17 protein-coding genes are annotated in these 19,635 nt (G+C 67.7%); 15 read left to right on the top strand and 2 right to left on the bottom strand.

Features of this window, described 5'->3' with window-relative positions; translation table 11 throughout:
• Positions 1–105: 105 nt before the first annotated feature.
• From DTS01S_RS09900 to DTS01S_RS09870, 7 genes are all read left to right on the top strand, one after another.
• Complete coding sequence (locus tag DTS01S_RS09900) at positions 106–1,476, top strand: MFS transporter (protein ID WP_017405759.1); 1,371 nt, start codon at positions 106–108, stop codon at positions 1,474–1,476.
• The gene (locus tag DTS01S_RS09895) at positions 1,473–3,263 is read left to right on the top strand and encodes an acyl-CoA dehydrogenase (RefSeq protein ID WP_017405758.1); all 1,791 of its coding nucleotides are present in this window, start codon (positions 1,473–1,475) and stop codon (positions 3,261–3,263) included. Before DTS01S_RS09900 ends, DTS01S_RS09895 begins: the two co-directional genes overlap by 4 nt.
• Positions 3,264–3,372: 109 nt before the next feature.
• Complete coding sequence (locus DTS01S_RS09890) at positions 3,373–3,837, top strand: MarR family winged helix-turn-helix transcriptional regulator (RefSeq protein ID WP_017405757.1); 465 nt, start codon at positions 3,373–3,375, stop codon at positions 3,835–3,837.
• A gap of 61 nt (positions 3,838–3,898) precedes the next feature.
• Positions 3,899–4,744 carry a prolipoprotein diacylglyceryl transferase gene (lgt, locus tag DTS01S_RS09885; protein ID WP_223275185.1) on the top strand — a complete coding sequence of 282 codons (846 nt, stop codon included), beginning with the start codon at positions 3,899–3,901 and terminating at the stop codon, positions 4,742–4,744.
• Between the two features lie 209 nt (positions 4,745–4,953).
• Complete coding sequence (locus tag DTS01S_RS09880) at positions 4,954–6,399, top strand: malonyl-CoA decarboxylase (RefSeq protein WP_061287664.1); 1,446 nt, start codon at positions 4,954–4,956, stop codon at positions 6,397–6,399.
• A gap of 96 nt (positions 6,400–6,495) precedes the next feature.
• Positions 6,496–7,494 carry a Bug family tripartite tricarboxylate transporter substrate binding protein gene (locus DTS01S_RS09875; RefSeq protein WP_026062480.1) on the top strand — a complete coding sequence of 333 codons (999 nt, stop codon included), beginning with the start codon at positions 6,496–6,498 and terminating at the stop codon, positions 7,492–7,494.
• A gap of 116 nt (positions 7,495–7,610) precedes the next feature.
• Positions 7,611–8,765, top strand: coding sequence for an esterase-like activity of phytase family protein (locus DTS01S_RS09870; protein ID WP_017405753.1), 1,155 nt, complete (start codon positions 7,611–7,613; stop codon positions 8,763–8,765).
• 12 nt (positions 8,766–8,777) lie between these two features.
• Here the strand turns inward: DTS01S_RS09870 and DTS01S_RS09865 are convergent, their stop codons facing one another.
• Positions 8,778–9,494 (bottom strand): GntR family transcriptional regulator, encoded by a 717-nt coding sequence (locus DTS01S_RS09865; protein ID WP_026062479.1) that lies wholly within the window; start codon positions 9,492–9,494, stop codon positions 8,778–8,780.
• A 39-nt stretch (positions 9,495–9,533) separates the two neighbouring features.
• On the opposite strand from DTS01S_RS09865, the gene DTS01S_RS09860 reads away from it, so the two are divergent.
• From DTS01S_RS09860 to DTS01S_RS09845, 4 genes are all read left to right on the top strand, one after another.
• Positions 9,534–10,283, top strand: coding sequence for an enoyl-CoA hydratase/isomerase family protein (locus tag DTS01S_RS09860; protein WP_017405751.1), 750 nt, complete (start codon positions 9,534–9,536; stop codon positions 10,281–10,283).
• A gap of 182 nt (positions 10,284–10,465) precedes the next feature.
• Complete coding sequence (locus DTS01S_RS09855) at positions 10,466–11,434, top strand: Bug family tripartite tricarboxylate transporter substrate binding protein (RefSeq protein WP_016453082.1); 969 nt, start codon at positions 10,466–10,468, stop codon at positions 11,432–11,434.
• A gap of 17 nt (positions 11,435–11,451) precedes the next feature.
• A complete protein-coding gene (locus DTS01S_RS09850; RefSeq protein WP_061287683.1) occupies positions 11,452–12,639 on the top strand; it encodes a CaiB/BaiF CoA transferase family protein in 1,188 nt (395 codons plus the stop codon).
• 43 nt (positions 12,640–12,682) lie between these two features.
• Positions 12,683–14,236 carry a malonate--CoA ligase gene (locus DTS01S_RS09845; protein ID WP_061287663.1) on the top strand — a complete coding sequence of 518 codons (1,554 nt, stop codon included), beginning with the start codon at positions 12,683–12,685 and terminating at the stop codon, positions 14,234–14,236.
• A gap of 108 nt (positions 14,237–14,344) precedes the next feature.
• Here DTS01S_RS09845 and DTS01S_RS09840 read toward each other — a convergent pair whose 3' ends face one another.
• A complete protein-coding gene (locus DTS01S_RS09840) occupies positions 14,345–14,788 on the bottom strand; it encodes a universal stress protein (protein WP_016445196.1) in 444 nt (147 codons plus the stop codon).
• Positions 14,789–14,904: 116 nt separating this feature from the next.
• Between DTS01S_RS09840 and DTS01S_RS09835 the strand changes: the two genes are divergently transcribed.
• The 4 genes from DTS01S_RS09835 (at position 14,905) to ccoO (ending at position 19,632) form a co-directional block, all read left to right on the top strand.
• Positions 14,905–17,340, top strand: coding sequence for a heavy metal translocating P-type ATPase (locus tag DTS01S_RS09835; protein ID WP_061287662.1), 2,436 nt, complete (start codon positions 14,905–14,907; stop codon positions 17,338–17,340).
• 2 nt (positions 17,341–17,342) lie between these two features.
• The gene (gene ccoS, locus DTS01S_RS09830; protein WP_013803228.1) at positions 17,343–17,480 is read left to right on the top strand and encodes a cbb3-type cytochrome oxidase assembly protein CcoS; all 138 of its coding nucleotides are present in this window, start codon (positions 17,343–17,345) and stop codon (positions 17,478–17,480) included.
• A 63-nt stretch (positions 17,481–17,543) separates the two neighbouring features.
• Entirely contained in the window at positions 17,544–18,980 is a 1,437-nt protein-coding gene (ccoN, locus tag DTS01S_RS09825) for a cytochrome-c oxidase, cbb3-type subunit I (RefSeq protein ID WP_061287661.1), read from the top strand.
• 19 nt (positions 18,981–18,999) lie between these two features.
• Positions 19,000–19,632, top strand: coding sequence for a cytochrome-c oxidase, cbb3-type subunit II (ccoO, locus tag DTS01S_RS09820; protein WP_016445199.1), 633 nt, complete (start codon positions 19,000–19,002; stop codon positions 19,630–19,632).
• The last annotated feature ends 3 nt before the right edge of the window (positions 19,633–19,635 follow it).

The following is a 19,635-nucleotide window of genomic DNA, read 5'->3' as shown; positions in this document are numbered from 1 at the left end:
GCCCGCGCAAGGGCTGGCGCGGCGCGCCGGCCCTTTTCATGCGCAGCCCTGACTCGCTTTCCCGCTTTCTTTTTTCCGCTTTCCCTTCCTCCACAGGAGGTCTCCATGAGCCTGCCTTACCCGCCGGGCCGCGTGTCCACGCCCGCGCCGGCCGAGTCGAACGGACTCGGCTATGCCTACTACGTCACCATCATCCTTCTGCTGGCCTACACCCTGTCCTTCGTGGACCGCCAGATCCTGGGCCTGCTGGTGCAGCCCATCAAGAAAGATCTGCAGCTGTCGGACTGGGTCTTCAGCATCGTCCACGGCTTTGCCTTCGCCATCTTCTACACCTTCGTCGGCATCTTCCTGGGGCGCCTGGCCGACCGCTGGAACCGCCGCAACCTCATCGTCATCGGCATGGCGATCTGGGTGGTGGCCACGGCGGCGGGCGGCTATGTCACGGGCTTCGTCTCGCTGTTCGTGGCGCGCATGTTCGTGGGCGTGGGCGAGGCGGCACTGTCGCCGGCGGCCTATTCCATGCTGGCCGACTATTTCCCGCCCGAGCGCCGCGCACGCGCCATGAGCATCTACACCTCGGGCGTGTACATCGGCTCGGCCACGGCCTTCATCGTGGGCGGCCTGGTCATCCAGGCCACCAGCCAGGCCGGCGAGGTGGTGTTCCCGCTGCTGGGCAGCTTCAAGCCCTGGCAGGCGGCCTTCATCTTCGTGGCCCTGCCCGGCATTCCGCTGGTGGCGCTGATGTACACCGTGCGCGAGCCGCTGCGCCGTGGCCTGCAGGCCCGGGCCGCGTCCGCCAAAGTGGCCGCGCCCGCGGGACCGGCGCCCGACCTGTCCCATGTGTTGCGCAACAAGCGCGCCTTCCTGCCGCTGCTGCTGGCGCCGGGCATCACGGCCATGATCACCTTCGGCGTCACGGCCTGGCTGCCGGCCACCTTCATCCGCCAGTGGGGCTGGACGCCTGGCGAGATCGGCCCGGCCTACGGCGTCATCATCCTGACCTTCGGCATTGGCGGCATGCTGCTCAGCGGCTTCCTGGCCGACTACCTCACGGCGCGCGGCAAGCAGGTGGGGTCGATCGTCATCTCGCTGGTGGCCACCGGCGTGCTCGTCATCACCGGCCTGGTGCTGGCCTTTGCGCCCACGCCCACGGTGGCCCTGGTGGCCGTGGCGGCCACCACCTTCTTTCTGGGCATGCCGGTGGCGCTGGCGCCGCCGATCCTGCAGGCGGTCACGCCCAACCAGCTGCGCGGCCAGGTGACTTCCATCTACCTGCTGCTGATCAACCTGATCGGGCTGGGCCTCGGTCCCTTCCTCGTGGCCTTTTTCACGGACTTCGTCTTCCATGACGAAAAGCTCGTGGGCCTGTCGCTGGGCCTGGTGTCCGCACTGGCCGCGCTGCTGTCCGTGCTGTGCCTGGCCAGCGCCATCGGTCCCTACCGCCGCCTGGTCGCGGCCACGGAGGGCCGGGCATGAGCGCGCAGGCATCACATTGCTCGCACTACCAGCCGCCGCTGCAGGACATCCGCTTCGTCCAGCAGCACTGGCTGGGCGCCGAGGGCGACTGGCGCCGCATGCCGGCCCACGAAGCCCTGGACCAGGAGACGGCCGACATGGTGGTCGAGGCGGCCGGGCGCTTTTGCGCCGACGTGCTGGCCCCGCTCAACGGCCCGGCCGACCTGCAAGGCTGCCGCCTGGAGCAGGGCAGGGTGCGCACGCCCGACGGCTTTCCCGCCGCCTATGCAGCCTTCGTGGAGGCAGGCTGGCCCGCACTGGCCTGCGCCCCCGACGCTGGCGGCCAGGGCCTGCCCCAGCTGCTGGACGCCGCGCTGCACGAAATGCTGGCCTCGGCCAACCATGGCTGGACCATGTATCCGGGCATCCTGCACGGTGCCTATGCCTGCCTGCACGCGCATGGCGACGAGCACCTGCGCGCCACCTACCTGCCGCACATCGTCAGCGGCCGCTGGCTGGCCACCATGTGCCTGACCGAGCCCCAGGCCGGCTCCGACCTGGGCCTGCTGCGCAGCCAGGCCCGGCCCCGCGGCGATGGCAGCTATAGCCTGGACGGCAGCAAGATCTTCATCTCGGGCGGCGACCAGGACATGAGCGAGAACATCGTCCACCTGGTGCTGGCGCGCCTGCCCGATGCGCCTGAGGGAACGCGCGGCCTGTCGCTGTTCCTGGCGCCGCGCGGCATTCCCCGGGACGACGGCAGCTTTCTGCCCAACGCCATCCACTGCGATGGCATCGAAAAGAAGATGGGCATCAAGGGCAGCGCCACCTGCGCCATGCGCTTCGAGGGCGCGCAGGCCTGGCTGGTGGGCCAGCCCCACCAGGGCCTGGCTGCCATGTTCGTGATGATGAACTCGGCCCGCCTGCACGTGGGCCTGCAGGGCCTGGGCCATGCCGAGATGGCCTGGCAGCTGGCGCGCGCCTATGCGGCCGAGCGACGCCAGATGCGCGCCCAGCCCCGGCCTGCCGATGCGCAGGGCCCCGCCGACCCCATCGCCCTGCAGCCAGCCGTGCAGCGCATGCTGGCCGACCTGCGCGTCTGGACCGAAGGCATGCGCGCCATTGCAGGCTGGGTGGCGCACCAGCTGGACCTGGCCGAACAGGCGCCGGATGCCGAGGAGCGCGCCCAGTCCCATGCGCTGGCCTCGCTGCTCACGCCCGTGGTCAAGTCCTTCTTCACCGAGCGGGGCTTTGCGCTGGCCAGCGAGGCGCTGCAGGTCTTCGGCGGCTACGGCTATGTGCACGAGTACCGTATCGAGCAGACGCTGCGCGATGCCCGCATCGCCATGATCTACGAAGGCACGAACCAGATCCAGGCGCTGGACCTGCTGCAGCGCAAGGTGGCCTCCAGCGGCGGTGCCGCGCTGGCGCCCCTGCTGAAGGTGCTGCGTGAAGAGGCCGATGCCTGCGACGCCGCGGGCATGGAGACCGGCTTTGCAGGCGCGCTGCGCAGCTGGGCCGAGCGCATGCAAGCGCTGACGGGCGAGCTGTGTACCGGCGCTGCCGGCGACAGGCAATTGCTGGCGCGTTGTGCCGAGGACTACTTGCGACTGGTCGGCACGCTGTGCATGGCCTTTGCCTGGGCGCGCGCGGCGCGCGTCAGCCTGCCGCTGGCCGATCCGGCGCTGCGCCGCTCCAAGGCGGACAGCGCGGCCTGGTTCCTTGCGCATGGCCTGCTGGACGCGGAGCACTGGCTGCGCCGTACCGAGGCCGCTGCCCGTACGCCGCTGCCAGCCGCCGTGGCTTGAGCGGGCTGCCGGGGCTTTTATGATGGAACGCCGCACCGGCCCTGCAGAACCGCAGGCGCCGGTGCGGCCTTGCTTCGTTGCGCCTTCTTCCTCTTCCGGATCCGTGTCCATGGACAGCTCCTTCGAACCCGCCGTCGACCAGTCGCGCCTGCAGCGCTTTCTGGGCTACCGCCTCACGCGCGCGGAAATCCACATCCACAAGCTGTTTGCGCGGCGCGTGGCCGAACTGGACCTCAAGCCCAGCGAGTTCTCCATCCTGGTGCTCATCCACGCCAACCCGGGCATCTACCTGCGCCAGCTGGGCGAGGCGCTGGACATCTCGCCCTCCAACCTGGTGCCCGTGGTCGAGCGCCTGGTGCAGCGCGGCCTCATCGGGCGCCAGCCCGATCCGCGCGACCGCCGGCTGCAGCAGCTGCACCTGACGGACGACGGCAGCGCACTGCAGGCGCGGGCCGAAGGCGTGGTGGTGCAGCTGGAAGACGAACTGGAGCAATTGCTCACCGCCACCGAGCAGCGCCATCTGCTGTCTGCCCTGGACAAGCTCACGGTCATCCAGGAAGGCCCGCAAGGCTGAGCGGGCGGGACGCCATCTTTCCAACCCCTGGCCGGCGCCGGCCATGCGGCGCTGCGGCACAATGCCGACCATGCTGATGTACCCGCAGATCGATCCCGTGGCCCTGCAGATCGGGCCCCTCGCCGTGCACTGGTACGGCCTGACCTATCTGGCCGCCTTCGGCCTCTTCCTCTGGCTGGGCACGCGCAGGCTGCGCCACCCGCCCTTCGTGCGCATGCAGGGCGACCGCGCCTGGACGCGCAAGGACGTGGAAGACATTCTTTTCCTGGGCGTGCTCGGCGTGGTCGTCGGCGGGCGGCTCGGCTACTGCCTGTTCTACAAGCCCGGCTACTACCTCAGCCATCCGCTGGAGATCTTCTACGTCTGGCAGGGCGGCATGAGCTTTCATGGCGGGCTGATCGGCGTCATCGGCTCCATGGTCTGGTTCGCGCGCTCGCGCGCACGCTCGTGGCTGGAGGTGGCCGACTTCGTCGCGCCCTGCGTGCCCACGGGCCTGGCGGCGGGCCGTGTCGGCAACTTCATCAATGGCGAACTGTGGGGCCGCTTTGCCAGCCCCGAGCTGCCCTGGGCCATGGTCTTCCCGCAAAGCGGCTCCATGCTGCCGCGCCATCCTTCGCAGGTCTACCAGTTCCTGCTCGAAGGCCTGCTGCTGTTCGTGCTGCTGTGGCTGTATGCACGCAAGGAGCACAAGCCGGGCCAGGTGGCGGCGGTCTTCCTGACCGGCTATGGTGCCTTCCGCTTCATTGCCGAGTACTTCCGCGAGCCTGACGACTTCCTGGGCCTGCTGTCGCTGGGAATGAGCATGGGCCAGTGGCTGTGCGTGCCCATGGTGATCGGCGGCATTGCCATGTGGCTCTGGGCGGCGGGGCGTCCGGCCTATCCGGCCCATGCGGGCAAGCCGGCCTGAACCTGGCTGGACACAATGCGAAGCGGGCCCTGGGCCCGCTTTCTTTTTGGCGTGGCGCGCGCGTGCTGGGGATTGCCCGAAGACAAGAACGCGACATCGGCGTACACGCGCTGGCGTACAGACTCCCATAATGTGAGCAGCAAGGGATTGTCATTGGCCCGTTGGCGGCATGACAGTCCCGTGACCGCTTGATATGGAGGAGTGTCTGAATGGGTCTGGCTACCGACTGGATTGCCCGCAATGTGTCCCGCTTTCGCAGCACCGAGGCCGCTGCGCCTGCAAAAAAGGCCGAAGGCGATGCAGCCAAGGCTCCCGCGCTGCGCGGCACGGCCCAGCGCCTGCAGGCCACCCTGCGCCGAGGCCAGGAAGTGCTGTCCCCGCGCGAGTTGCGCAAGCTCATGGAAGACCTGCAGGCGGCCGCCGACGCAGCGCTCAGCGATGTCGAGGGCGGCCGCCACGCGCAGCAGTTGATGGACTGGTATGCCAAGGCCGAACTGCCGGCGCGCCAGGATTTCTGGGCGCTGATCGTCGAGCAGTTCGGCCCCGACACCGACGCCTTGATGACCGCACGCAAGCGCTATGACACGGCCACCAGCGACGCCGAGCGCGGCCATGCCGAGATGGATCTGCGCCGCGCGCTGATGTCGCCGCGCACGCGGCTGCTGCAGCGGTTTGCACAGCCCCAGGGCGGCATGGGCTTTCTGGTGGACCTGCGTGCCGAACTGCTGGCACTGCCCAAGGCGGAGCAGCAGCGCTTTTCCGCGCTGGATGCCGAGCTGGAGCATCTGTTTTCCACCTGGTTCGACGTGGCCCTGCTGGAGCTGCGCCGCCTGAGCTGGGACTCGCCGGCCTCGCTGATCGAAAAGCTCATCCAGTACGAGGCCGTGCACGACATCCGCAGCTGGGCCGATCTCAAGAACCGCCTGGACAGCGACCGCCGCTGCTACGGCTTCTTTCACCCCCGCATGCCCACCGTGCCGCTGATCTTCGTGGAGGTGGCGCTGGTGGACAAGATGTCCGACAGCATTGCCCCACTGCTGGACGAGACCGCCGCAGCCTCCGACCTGGGCCGCGCCACCACGGCCATCTTCTACTCCATCAGCAACACCCAGACCGGCCTGCGTGGCGTGAGCTTCGGCGACTCGCTGATCAAGCATGTGGTGGAGACGCTGACGGGCGAATTCCCCCGGCTGCGCCATTTCGCCACGCTGTCGCCCATTCCGGGCCTGCGCGCCTGGATCGCCAAGCACGGCGACGCCATCCTGGAGAAGATGGACGAGCGCCAGCGCAAGGCCTTCGAGCTCAAGGCGGGCGGCATGGGCGCCGAGCACCTGCTGGCGGCGCTGGATGCGCCGCAGGATCTCAAGCCCGACGCGCCCGTGCGCCGCGCCCTGCTGTTCTGCGCTGCCCACTATCTTGGGCGCGAGACGGCCAAGGGCCGGCCGCTGGACCCGGTGGCGCGCTTTCACCTGGGCAACGGCGCGCGCGTGGAGCGGCTCAACTGGGCGGCCGACCTGTCGGCCAAGGGGCTCAAGCAGTCGCTGGGCCTGATGGTCAACTATCTCTACGACCTCAAGCGCCTGGACAAGCATCGCGGCCTGCTGGCGCAGGGCCGCATACCGGTGTCCTCGGACATCGAAGCCCTGTGCAAATGAAAAGGGGCGCGGCGCAGGCCGTGCCCCTTTTCTTGCACAGGGATTGCTGCGCCTGACAACGAAGACAGCCTCAAAGAGGCGACAAGGAGACAAGTCATGCAAGCTTCCCACCCCACGGGGCGGCGCGCGGTGTTGCGCGCGGCCGGGGCCTCGATGGCCGCGCTGGCCCTGCCCATGGCAGCCCGCGCCGCGACGGACTGGCCGTCCAAACCCGTGAACCTGGTCGTGCCGTTTCCGGCCGGCGGGGGCACCGATGCCTTTGCCCGCCCGTTCTCGGCCCAGTTCGCCAAGAGCGCGGGCAAGACCCTGGTGATCGACAACCGCGGCGGCGCAGGCGGCACCCTGGGCGCCAGCTACGCGGCCAAGCTGGCGCCGGACGGCTACAACTTCTTCATGGGCGGCACCCACCATGTGATTGCGCCGTCCATGTACCCGCGCCTGGACTATGACCTGGAGCGCGACTTCGTCGCGCTGGCCCTGCTGGCCAGCGTGCCCCAGGTGCTGGTGGTCAACCCGCGCAACGTGCCGGGCAAGACCGTGCAGGAGCTGCTGGCCGACCTGCGCAAGCGGCCGGGCAAGCTCAACTACGCATCGGCGGGCGCGGGCACATCGCACCATCTGGCCGGAGAGCTGTTCAAGCTGCAGACCAATACCTTCATCACCCACATTCCCTATCGGGGCGCAGGCCCGGCGCTGCAGGACCTGATCGCCGGCAATGTGGACATGATGTTCGACGGCCTGGGCTCCTCGGCCCAGCACATCAAGAGCGGACGCATCCGTGCGCTGATGGTCTCGGGCGACAAGCGCAACCCCGCCTTCCCGGACGTGCCCTGCGCGGCCGAGTCCGGCCTGCCCGACTACACGGTCACGACCTGGTACGGCCTGTGGGCGCCCAAGGGCACGCCGCAGGCGGTGCAGGCCCAGGTCATCGACCAGGTGCAGCGCATAGGCTCGGCCGAAGAGATCAAGTCCATCTGGGCGCGCAACGGCGCCGACTACGGCGGCATGAACCAGCAGCAGTTCGCGGCCATGGTGCATGGCGAGATCGCGCGCTGGGCCCAGGTGGTCAAGGCCTCGGGCGCCAAGCTGGAGTAGCGGACGAGGGGCCGGTCAGGGCAGGGGCAGGGCGGCGGCATGCGCGTGCATGTCACCACCCTGTCACGGGCCTTGGCTACGGTCCATCCCTTCTGAGATCCATCCTGGGAGGGAATATGAACAAGGCAGACAAGGTCCGCTCGCCCGCATCCATGCTGCTCGCGCTGGTCCTGGCTTTCGGCACGGCCACGGGCCTGGCAGGCTGCGGCGGCAGCGACGACGGCCCCGAGACCATCGGCTCGCTGCGGCTGATCGGCGACTACAGCATCAAGACCAAGACACTGTTCGACGGCGTGGAGTTCGGCGGCATCTCCGGCCTGGACCGCGCGCCCGATGGCAGCTACTGGGCCATCTCCGATGAGCGCGGCGGCGAGCGTGGCACGCCGCGCTTCTACAACCTGGGCATTCAGTTCGATGACAAGGCCATCCAGGCCGTGACCATCCGCAAGATGGTCACGCTCAAGGGCCGCGACGGCCAGCCGCTGCCCAGCACACGCCGCACCGTGGACCCCGAAGGCATCCGCGTGGCACCCAACGGCAACCTCTACGTGTCCAGCGAGGGCAACTTCAGCACCGACCCCTCCAGCCTGTTCCAGCCCTTTGTGCGCGAGATCAGGGTGGACGGCAGCTTCGTGCGCGACTTCGAGACGCCTGCGGCCTTCAACTACGTGGACAACACCACCAGCGGAGGGCGCAACAACAAGCTGTTCGAGGCCCTGGCCGTCACGCCCGACGGCAGCGTGTTCACGGCCAACGAGGATGCGCTGGTGGAAGACGGCCCCCTCACCACGCTGGCGGCGGGCAGCGTGGTCCGCGTCCTCAAGCTCGATCCGGCCACGGGCAAGTCCGGCGCGCAGTACGTCTACCAGCTGCCGAAGATTCCGCTGGACAAGGCCGCCAGCGGCAGCTTTCCGCCGGACAACGGCCTGCCCGAGCTGCTGGCAGTCTCCAACCACGAGTTCATCGCCATCGAGCGCGCCTTTGCCGACGGCGTAGGCAACACCATCCGCCTGACGCGCGCCACCATCGAGCCGGACACCACCGATGTGCGCAGCTTCAAGAGCCTGGTCGGCGCCAGCTACAAGCCCATGAAGCGCGAGCTGCTGCTGGAGATGCCCGTGACCTACCAGGGCGTCAAGCTGGACAACATCGAAGGCATCTCCTGGGGCCCGCGCCTGGCCAACGGCAACCGCACCCTGGTGCTGGTGGCCGACAACAACTTCGCGGACAACCAGGTCACGCAGTTCCTGGCCTTCGAAGTGCGGCCCTGAGCCCTCTTCGGGCTATCTCGGCTTGCGCGGGCGTTCATAGCCTGCGCTTGCGGGCGCGCCCAGCACCATGTCGGTGAAGGCGCTGCCGCCTGCGCAGATGTGCTGGCGCATGGCCTCGGCGGCCAGCTCCGCCTGGCCCGCGCAGATCGCAGACACCACGGCCACGTGCTCCTGCTGCGAGCGCGCCAGCCGGCCCGGCTTCTCGAACATCCGGCCCCGGTAGGGCGTGATGCGCAGCCGCAGCAGCCGGGTCTGTTCCACGATGAAGTCGTTGCCGCTGGCCTCGTATATCAGTTCGTGCAGCTGCATGTTGGCCTGCACATAGCCTTGGGCATCCTGCGCCTGGGCGCAGGCGGCGGTGTGCGCCAGCGCCGCCTGCAGCCGCTCGCGCAGCTGCGCATGGATGCGCGTGGCGGCCAGCCGGGCCAGCACGCCTTCCAGCTCGGCCAGGCCTTCCATCATGGCCACCAGCTCGCGCGCATCCAGGCGCCGCACATAGATGCCCGAGCGCGGAACGATCTCCACCAGCCCCTTGGCCACCAGCAGCAGCAGCGCCTCGCGCACGGGCGTGCGCGAGGCGCCGAAGCGCTCGCACAGGGCCGGTTCGTCGATGGCGTCGCCGGGCTGCATGGCGCCTGAGCGCAGCTCGTCTTCCAGCGATTGCCGTATACGCTCCTGCAGGCTGGACGTGGCCGGGGTTTTCTCCAATGGCTGCTTGGCTGGAAGCATTTTCTAATTCAAATATATCTGATTGATTGACTGATACATATGACACCCAGACTCGACATCCAGGATCACCTGGCCACCATCACGCTGCAGCGCCCCGAAGCGGCCAACAAGCTGGCCCCCGAAGACCTGGGCACGCTGGTCGCGCATGTGGAGCTTATCAACCGCCGCGACGATGTGCGCGTGGTGGTGCTGCGCAGCGAGGGCAAGTACTTTTGCAGTGGCTATGATATATCAGAGATCCAAGGCAGCCAGACCGAGGGCAGCAGCTTCGGCGAGATGGTGGACGCCATCGAGCAATGCCGCGCCGTGACCGTGGCCGCCATCCACGGCGGCGTCTACGGCGGTGCCACCGACATGGCCCTGGCCTGCGACTTTCGCGTGGGCAGCACGGCGGCCGAAATGTTCATGCCGGCCGCGCGCCTGGGCCTGCATTTCTACGCGGGCGGGCTGGAGCGCTATGTCTCGCGCCTGGGCCTGGACACGGCCAAGCGGCTGTTCCTGACCTGCGAGCGCATCCAGGCCCCGGAGATGAAGGCCTGCGGATTCCTCACCCATCTGGCCGAACCCGCCGCCTTCGACGCGGCCGTGGCCCAGCTCACCGGCACGCTGGCCGCCATGGCGCCCATCCCTTTGTTCGGCATGAAAAAGCACCTGAACCTGATTGCGCGCGGCCGCCATGACGTGGCCGAGATCACGCGCGAGGTGCAGCGCAGCATCGCCTCCGAAGACCTGCAGGAAGGCGGCCGGGCCTGGCGCGAGAAACGCAGCCCGGAGTTCAAGGGGCGCTGAACCGCATCCTCCCGCATACACGCAGATTGCCCGTGGTGCTGCCTACCGCCCACAGCCCACGGAACCGGCGCGGCCCAACTCGGGGACACCGAGGAAGGACCGCTCCCGCACCGAGGGTGTCGTCCCCCTTTGGGGGAAGGCGCGCAGCGACTCAGGGGGTATCAATAAACAGGAGACAAGCCATGTTCAAGCGTTTTGCACTGTCGTTGCTGCTGGCCGGATTGGCCGGTGGCGCGATGGCCCAGTCCTATCCCGCCCGGCCCGTCACGCTGGTCGTGGGATTTCCGCCCGGCGGCGGTGCCGACGCGGTGGCGCGCATCGTGGCCGACAAGGTCGGCAAGATCCTGGGCCAGCCCCTGCTGGTGGACAACCGCCCGGGCGCCGGCACCACGCTGGCTTCCGAGCATGTGGCGCGTGCAGCGCCCGACGGCTACACGCTGCTGCTGGGCAGCGCCAACATCTATGGCTCGGACCAGCTGCTCTACAAGAGCGCTCGCTATGAGGGCGCGCGCAATTTCACGGGCATCACGCGCTGGAGTTCGGCCCCCATGCTGCTGGCCGTGCGCAAGGATTTTCCGGGCCAGAGCGTGGGCGATCTGGTGGCGCTGGCGCGCAGCCAGCCCGACAAGCTCAGCTATTCCTCCTCGGGCGCAGGCGTGATCACGCACCTGGCCACGCTGTCGTTTGCGGGTGCCAGCGGCGGCCTGCGCATGCTGCATGTGCCGTTCAAGGGCGGGGCGCCATCGATACAGGCCGTGGCCGCTGGCGATGTGGACCTGACCTTCGGCACGCCGCCCTCGGTGCTGCCGCTGGCCCAGGCGGGCAAGCTGCGCATGCTGGCCGTGAGCACGGCCGAACGCTCGCCGCTGTTCCCCGATCTGCCGGGCATGAAGGAGTCCGGCGTGCCGGGCTTTGACTACACGTTCTGGTTCGGCCTGTTCGCCCCGGCGGGTCTGCCCGAGGACGTGGCGAAGAAGCTGTTCGATGCCAGCACCAAGGCGCTGGAAGACCCCGATGTGAAGGCCAGGCTGGCCAAGCAGGGCAATCTGGCCGCGCCCTCGGCATCCCTAGAGGAATTCCGTGCCTGGGCCCTGAAGGAAGGGCAGGAGTCCAAGGCCCTGACCCAGCGTTCCGGCGCCGGATTGCAGTGAATATGAATGAGCAAACCATGAATGAACAAGCTACGGGCCTGCCGCTGGAAGGCCTTACCGTCATCGACCTCACGCGCGTGCTGGCCGGCCCCATGTGCACGCAGATGCTGGCCGACCTGGGCGCGCGCGTGATCAAGGTGGAGCAGCCCGGCACGGGCGACGATGCGCGCGGCATCGGACCGTTCGTGGACGGGGGCTCGGCCTATTTCCTCTCGGTCAATCGCAACAAGGAGTCGATTGCGCTGGACCTCAAGCAGCCCCAGGACCGCGAGGTCTTCGAGCGCCTGCTGCAAGGCGCCGATGTGCTGGTCGAGAACTTTCGCCCCGGCACCATGGACAAGCTCGGCTATGGCTGGGAGACCCTGCATGCACGCCATCCCCGGCTGGTGATGACCTCGGTCTCTGGCTTTGGCCAGACGGGGCCCTACAGCGGCTTTCCCGCCTACGACATGGTGGTGCAGGCCATGAGCGGCATGATGAGCGTGACCGGCCACCCGGACGCCGGGCCCTGCCGCGTGGGCGTGTCCATCGGCGACCTGGGCGCGGGCCTGTACGCGGTCATCGGCACACAGGCGGCCTTGATGCGCCGCTCGCGCACGGGGCAGGGCGAGCGCGTCGATGTCTCCATGCTCGACTGCCAGGTGGCCTTGCTGGAGAACCCCGTGGCCCGCCTGGGCGCGCTGGGCAGCGTGCCGGGGCCTATCGGCACGCGGCATCCCTCCATGGCGCCCTTCGATGTGTTCGCGGCGCAGGACGGCTGGTTCGTCATCGCCGTGGGCAGCGATGCGCTGTTTCGCAAGCTCTGCGGCCTGCTGCAATTGCCCGAACTGGCCGAGGACGCGCGCTTTGCCGGCAATGCCCTGCGCTGCGAGCACCAGGCCGAGCTCAAGGCCGCGCTGCAGGCGCGCCTGCGGGACAGTCCCAGGGCGCATTGGCTGGGGTTGCTCACTGATAATGGCATCCCGGCGGGGGAGTACAACAGCGTGGCCGACATCGTCGAGCACCCCCAGGTGCGCGAGCGCGGCATGCTGGCCCAGGTGCAGACCCCCAGCGGCCAGACGCTGCGCGTGGCGGGCAATCCCTTGCAGTCCTCGCTCGGCCAGCCCCTGGTGCGCAGGCAGCCGCCCGCGCTGGACGCGGACCGCGAGCGCATCCTGCGCGAGCTGTCCGTGGCGCCGCCTTCGCCAATCCATGAACGTGCCTGAGATTTCCCGGTCCCCAGCGGATTCTTCCTTCTTCTTCACAGCCATGACCAACCGCAATCTGTTCGCTGCCTTGCGCGCCGCCTTTCCCCAGGATCTGCAAAAGTGGGCCGTAGAGGCCATAGGCGCTGACGGCGCCAGCCTGTTCTACAGCTGGGCCGACCTGGACCGTGGCAGCGCGCGCATGGCCAACCTGCTGCAGTCGCTGCAGCTGCCGCCCGCCAGCCGCATCGCCGTGCAAGTGGACAAATCGGTGGAAGCGCTGATGCTCTACCTGGCCACGCTGCGCAGCGGCCATGTCTTTCTGCCGCTGAACACCGCCTACCAGGCCGCCGAGATCGAGTACTTCGTGGGCAATGCCGAGCCCGCCGTCGTGGTCTGCACGCCGGCCAATTTCGGCTGGGTGTCCAAGATCGCCTTCACCTCGGGCGTGGCCCATGTCTACACCCTGGGCGACGACCGCAGCGGCACGCTGCTGGAGCGCGCCGCCCACCATGGCGACGAGCAAGAGGTGGTGGAGCGCGGCGAGGACGACCTGGCCGCCATCCTCTACACCAGCGGCACCACGGGCCGCAGCAAGGGGGCGATGCTCACGCACGGCAACATGCTGTCCAACGCCGAGACGCTCAAGGACTACTGGGGCTGGCAGGACGGCGACGTGCTCATCCACGCGCTGCCCATCTTCCATGTGCACGGCCTGTTCGTGGCCATCCATGGCGCGCTGCTCAACGGCAGTCCCATGATCTGGCTGGCCAGGTTCGAACCCGGCACGGTGATCTCGCGCATGCGTGATGCCACCGTCTTCATGGGCGTGCCCACGCTCTACGTGCGCATGCTGGCCGATGCGCGGCTCACGCGCGAGGCGGCGGCCCACATGCGGCTGTTCATCTCGGGCTCGGCACCCATGCTGGTGGAGACGCACCGCGACTGGCAGGAGCGCACCGGCCACGTCATCCTGGAGCGCTACGGCATGAGCGAGACCATCATGCTGACCTCCAACCCCTACCGTGCCGATGACCGCAACGGCGGCCAGTCCGAGCGCCGCGCCGGCACCGTGGGCTTTGCGCTGCCCGGCGTGGGCGTGCGCATCGTGGACGACGCAGGCCAGCCGGTGGCCGTGGGCGAGATCGGCAACATCCAGGTGCGCGGCCCCAACGTGTTCAAGGGCTACTGGCGCATGCCCGAGAAGACGGCCGAGGAGTTCACGGCCGATGGCTGGTTCCGCACGGGCGACGTGGGCAAGCTCGACGAGCGGGGCTATGTGAGCATCGTGGGCCGCAGCAAGGACCTGATCATCTCGGGCGGCTACAACGTCTATCCGGCCGAGATCGAAGGCTTCATCAATGAGCTGCCCGGCGTGGCCGAAAGCGCCCTGGTCGGCGTGCCGCACCCCGACTTCGGCGAGGTGGGCGTGGTGGTGGTGGTGCCGCGTCCTGGCGCTTCGCTCGAGCCCCAGGCGGTGGTCGATGCGCTCAAGGGCCAGCTGGCCAATTTCAAGATTCCCAAGCGCTGCTTCGTGGTGCAGGAGCTGCCGCGCAACACCATGGGCAAGGTGCAGAAGAATCTCCTGCGCGACCAGCACAAGCAGTTGTTCGCCTGAGTGGTCGCCAAGGCGCGGGTCGCGCCCTGGCCTGATTGAAAAAGCAAAAGGCATCGGCGCCGCCGATGCCTTTTTTTGTGCAGCGAAAGCCGAAGCTGCCGCTACCCTTCAGCGCAGTACCAGCACGGGAATGTGGGTGTGCGTGAGCACGTGCTGCGTCTCGCTGCCCAGCAGCAGGCGCTGCAGGCCCTTGCGGCCGTGCGAGGCCATGACGATGAGGTCGCAGTCGCGGCGCTTGGCCACGTCGATCACGCTTTCGGCCACCAGGTCGGACTTGACGATCTCCGTGGTCACGTGGACCTTGAGCGCCTGGCCCTTGGCGTGGATGGCATCCAGCACGGTCTGCGCGTTGGCCGTCCACTGGCCTTCGATGCGTTCGATCTGCTTGAGATCCACGGTTTCGCCGCCTTCGAAGTAGCTGCGCGGGTAGTGCTGGACCACCTTGACGACGATCACGCTGGCGCCGCACAAGGCGGCAAGGCCCAGGCCGCTGTCCACGGCCTTGTCGGAAAGCTCGGAACCGTCGGTGGCGATCAGGATGCGGTTGTACATGCGTGCTCCTTTCGTGTGTGCTGATGGGTGGGACGAAGTCAGCATAGACCCAACCATGAGTTAACGGTTGATTAATGTCAATACGCTTATCATGCCCCCCGATTACGCTAAGAACCATGCCCCACACCATTGCAGCCCCATCCAGCGAGGCGGCGGTGGCGGCGCCTGATTCAGGTCTCTCGCCCTCGCAGCAGGCCACGGCCCGACTGCTGGATGATCCGCAGGAGTGGAGTTCGTTCGGACGGCCCGCAGGCCCCGCAACTCCCGCCGACCCTTCCAAAGAACCCACCGATTTCCCTGCTTGGGATTCGCACGTCGTTCTGGAGGGCATGCACTGTGCCGCATGCGCGCTGACCATCGAGGATGCGCTGCGGGCCGTGCCCGGGGTGGAGAAGGCCGAAGTCAGCGCAGCCACGCGCCGCGCGCGAGTCACCTGGCGCCACGAGCAGGTGCTTCCGTCCCAGTGGATGGAGGCCGTGCGGCGCGCCGGCTACCAGGCGCTTCCTGCGCGCGATGCCTTTGCGCGCGAGCGCCGCCAGGCCGAAAGCCGCCGTGCACTGTGGCGCTGGCTGGTGGCCGGCTTTTGCATGATGCAGGTGATGATGTATGCGTGGCCCGCCTACGTGGCCCGCCCCGGCGACCTGTCGCAGGAGATGGAGACGCTGCTGCGCTGGGCCTCCTGGGTCATCTCGCTGCCCGTGGTGCTGTTTTGCTGCGGACCCTTTTTCTCCAGCGCGCTGCGCGACATACGCCAGCGCCGCGTGAGCATGGATCTGCCCGTGGCGCTGGGCATGCTGATCACCTTCGTGATCAGCTCGCTGGGCACCTTCGATCCTTCGGGGCCCTTCGGCGAGGAAGTCTTCTACGACTCGCTGACCATGTTCGTCTTCTTCCTGCTGTCCGGCCGCTGGCTGGAGCTGCGGCTGCGCGACCGCACGGCCGGCGCGCTGGAAGCCGTGATGAATCGCCTGCCCGATGCCGTGCTGCGCGAGAACGCGGCCGGCCATTTCGAGCGCGTGGCCACGCGCCGCCTGCGTGCCGGCGACCTGGTGCGCGTGCTCAGCGGCGAGGCCTTCCCGGCCGACGGCACCATCGTGCGCGGCCGCACCCATGCCGACGAGGCCCTGCTCACGGGCGAGTCCACGCCCGTGCTGCGTGCCGAGGGCGACAGCGTCACGGCCGGCAGCTACAACCTGGACGCCGTGGTCGATGTGCGCGTGGACGGCGTGGGGGCCGACACGCGCTTTGCCCAGATCGTGGGTCTCATGGAAAGCGCCTCGCTGCAAAAGCCGCGCCTGGCCCAGCTGGCCGACAAGGTGGCGCGGCCCTTCCTGGTCGTGGTGCTGCTGGCCGCGCTGGGCGCTGCCATCTGGTGGTGGCCCACCGATCCCGGCAAGGCCATGATGGTGGCCGTGGCCGTGCTCATCGTCACCTGCCCCTGCGCGCTGTCGCTGGCCACGCCCGTGGCCATGCTCACGGCCGCCGGCACGCTGGCGCGCAGCGGCGTGCTGGTGCGCAACCTGCAGGGCCTGGAAGCGCTGGCCGCCGTGGACACCCTGGTGTTCGACAAGACCGGCACGCTCACACGCGACGGCCTGGCGCTGTCCTCGTTCGAGTCTGCGCGCGGCGAGGATGCCGACGAGGTGCTGGCGCTGGCGGCGCTGCTGGCGCGCCAGTCCATGCACCCGGCCTCGCGCGCCATCGCGCAGGCTGGCGCCCATGCCGCGACGCACTGGAAGCTGGACACCATGCAGGAAGTGGCAGGCCTGGGCCTGGACGCCTGGGTGCAGGGCCCGGGAGGACGCCGCCATCTGCGCCTGGGATCGGCCCTGCATGCGGGCGTGGCGGGCGAGCAGCCCGTGCAGGGCGTGTTGCTGGCCGAGCAGACCGAACAGGGCTGGCATACGCTGGCGCGCTTTGTACTCAGCGAGGACGTGCGGCCCGAGGCCGCCGCCGTCGTGCAGGCGCTCGGGAAGCAGGGCATCGCCGTGATGCTGCTGTCCGGCGACCGCGAGGACGCCGCACGCGCCATGGCGGCGCGCGTGGGCATCACCCAGGCCCACGGCGGCTGCAGCCCGCAGGACAAGCTGGAGCGGCTGCAGCAGGCGCAGGCAGCCGGCCACCATGTGGCCATGGTGGGCGACGGCCTCAACGACGGCCCAGTTTTAGCTGGAGCGCATGTCTCTTTTGCTTTTGGTAGAGCAGTGCCGCTGGCACAATCGCGCGCAGATTTCGTTGTTCTGGGCGACAGCCTGGAACTGGTGCTCCAGGCATGTCTGTTGTCGCGCCGCACACTGCAGGTGGTGCGCCAGAACATGGCCTGGGCTGCCGCTTACAACGCGGTGTCGATTCCACTGGCCCTGGCGGGCTTCATGCCTGCCTGGGTGGCCGGCCTGGGAATGGCACTGAGTTCGCTGCTGGTGGTGCTCAACGCCGCGCGCCTTGCGCGCAGCCTTCCACTGGCCTTGACGAATCACACGGGCACGCCTGCTGCGCCCGCAGCGTCCGTCACCATGCCGACGGGCTCCACCGCAACGGTGGGGAGGTTCTGACTATGGACATTCTCTATTTACTGATCCCGCTGTCGGTGGTGCTTGTGCTCGCCATCCTCGCGGCCCTGTGGTGGGCCGTCTATCGAGGGCAATTCGAGAGCGTGGAACAAGAGGGCGAACGCATTCTTCGGGACGATTGACGTGGGTCAACACGCCCGACAGCGAAGAAAGTAACACTTTGATAGCAATCTAAGGGGTGCACGATGGATAGTTCAAATAACAACGCTGTCTATTACGACGATACCGTCGTAAGGCAGTTCTCTATCATGGCCGTCGTCTGGGGAGTGGTGGGCATGGCTGTCGGGGTGTTGATCGCCTCGCAGCTGGCCTGGCCGGAACTCAACTTCGGCATTCCATGGCTGAGCTACGGACGCCTGCGTCCGCTGCACACGAACGCCGTGATCTTTGCCTTTGGCGGATCGGCGCTGTTCGCAACCAGCTACTACGTGGTGCAGCGCACCTGCCAGACGCGGCTGTTCATGCCCAAGCTGGCCAGCCTGACCTTCTGGGGCTGGCAGATCGTCATTCTCGCCGCCGCGATCAGCCTGCCGCTGGGCTACACCCAGGGCAAGGAGTACGCCGAGCTGGAGTGGCCGATCGACCTGCTGATCGCCGTGACCTGGGTCTCGTATGCCATCGTGTTCTTCGGAACCATCGGCATCCGCAAGGTCCGTCACATCTATGTGGCCAACTGGTTCTTCGGCGCCTTCATCATCGCCGTGGCGCTGCTGCACATCGTCAACAGCGCGGCCATTCCGGCCGGCTGGATGAAGAGCTACTCGGCCTACGCCGGCGTGCAGGACGCCATGGTGCAGTGGTGGTACGGCCATAACGCCGTGGGCTTCTTCCTGACCGCAGGCTTCCTGGGCATGATGTATTACTTCATTCCCAAGCAGGCTGGCCGTCCGGTCTACAGCTACCGCCTGTCCATCGTCCACTTCTGGGCGCTGATCTTCACCTACATGTGGGCGGGTCCTCACCACCTGCACTACACCGCGCTGCCCGACTGGACGCAGTCCGTGGGCATGGTGTTCTCGCTGATCCTGCTGGCTCCCAGCTGGGGCGGCATGATCAACGGCGTGATGACGCTGTCGGGCGCATGGCACAAGCTGCGCGACGATCCCATCCTGCGCTTCCTGATCGTGTCGCTGTCGTTCTACGGCATGTCCACGTTCGAGGGTCCGATGATGTCCATCAAGACCGTCAACGCGCTGTCGCACTACACGGACTGGACCGTGGGCCACGTTCACTCGGGCGCCCTCGGATGGGTGGGCCTGATCACCATGGGCTCGCTGTACTACCTGATCCCGCGCCTGTTCGGCAAGACCAAGATGTACTCGGTGGGCGCCATCGAGCTGCACTTCTGGATGGCCACCATCGGCATCGTGCTGTACATCGCCGCGATGTGGATCGCCGGTGTGATGCAGGGCCTGATGTGGCGCGCCGTCAATCCCGATGGCACGCTGACCTATACCTTTGTCGAAAGCGTCAAGGCCAGCTATCCGTTCTACGTGATCCGCGTGGCCGGTGGCCTGCTGTACCTGGGCGGCATGCTGGTCATGCTGTGGAACACCTGGAAGACCGCGATCTCCGGCCGTTCCGTGAAGGTGGCCGTGCCTGCCGTCGTGGCCCACGCCTGAGCGTCTAGGAGCATTACTCATGTCCGATCACAACCATAGCGCTCCCAAGAGCTTTTCCCACGAGAAGGTGGAAACCAACAATTTCCTGCTGATCGTGCTGACCCTGCTGGTGGTCGCCGTCGGCGGCCTGGTGGAAATCGTTCCGCTGTTCTTCCAGAAGTCGACCACGGAAGCGGTAGCGGGCCTCAAGCCCTACACGCCGCTGCAGCTGATGGGCCGCGACGTCTATCTGCGCGAGGGCTGCTACAACTGCCACTCGCAGATGATCCGCCCCTTCCGCGCCGAGACCATGCGCTACGGCCACTACTCGGTGGCTGGCGAGTTCGTCTACGACCACCCCTTCCAGTGGGGTTCCAAGCGCACGGGTCCCGACCTGCACCGCGTGGGCGGCAAGTACAGCGACGAATGGCACCGCATCCACCTGAACAACCCGCGCGACGTGGTGCCCGAGTCCAACATGCCTGCCTACTCCTGGCTGGAGAAGAACAAGGTGGATGACACCGTGGTCGCCCAGCACATGAGCGCGCTGCGCAAGGTGGGCGTGCCCTACAGCGACGAGGAAATCAGCGGCGCCGCCGAGCAGGTCAAGGGCAAGACGGAAATGGACGCCGTCATCGCCTACCTGCAGGTGCTGGGCCGTTCGGTCAAGTAAAGG

This window comes from Delftia tsuruhatensis NBRC 16741 (genome assembly GCF_001571325.1).
In the GTDB taxonomy this organism is placed as follows: domain Bacteria; phylum Pseudomonadota; class Gammaproteobacteria; order Burkholderiales; family Burkholderiaceae_C; genus Comamonas; species Comamonas tsuruhatensis.
Note: the sequence above shows the minus strand (reverse complement) of the source record. Positions and strands in the feature narration are given on the sequence as shown.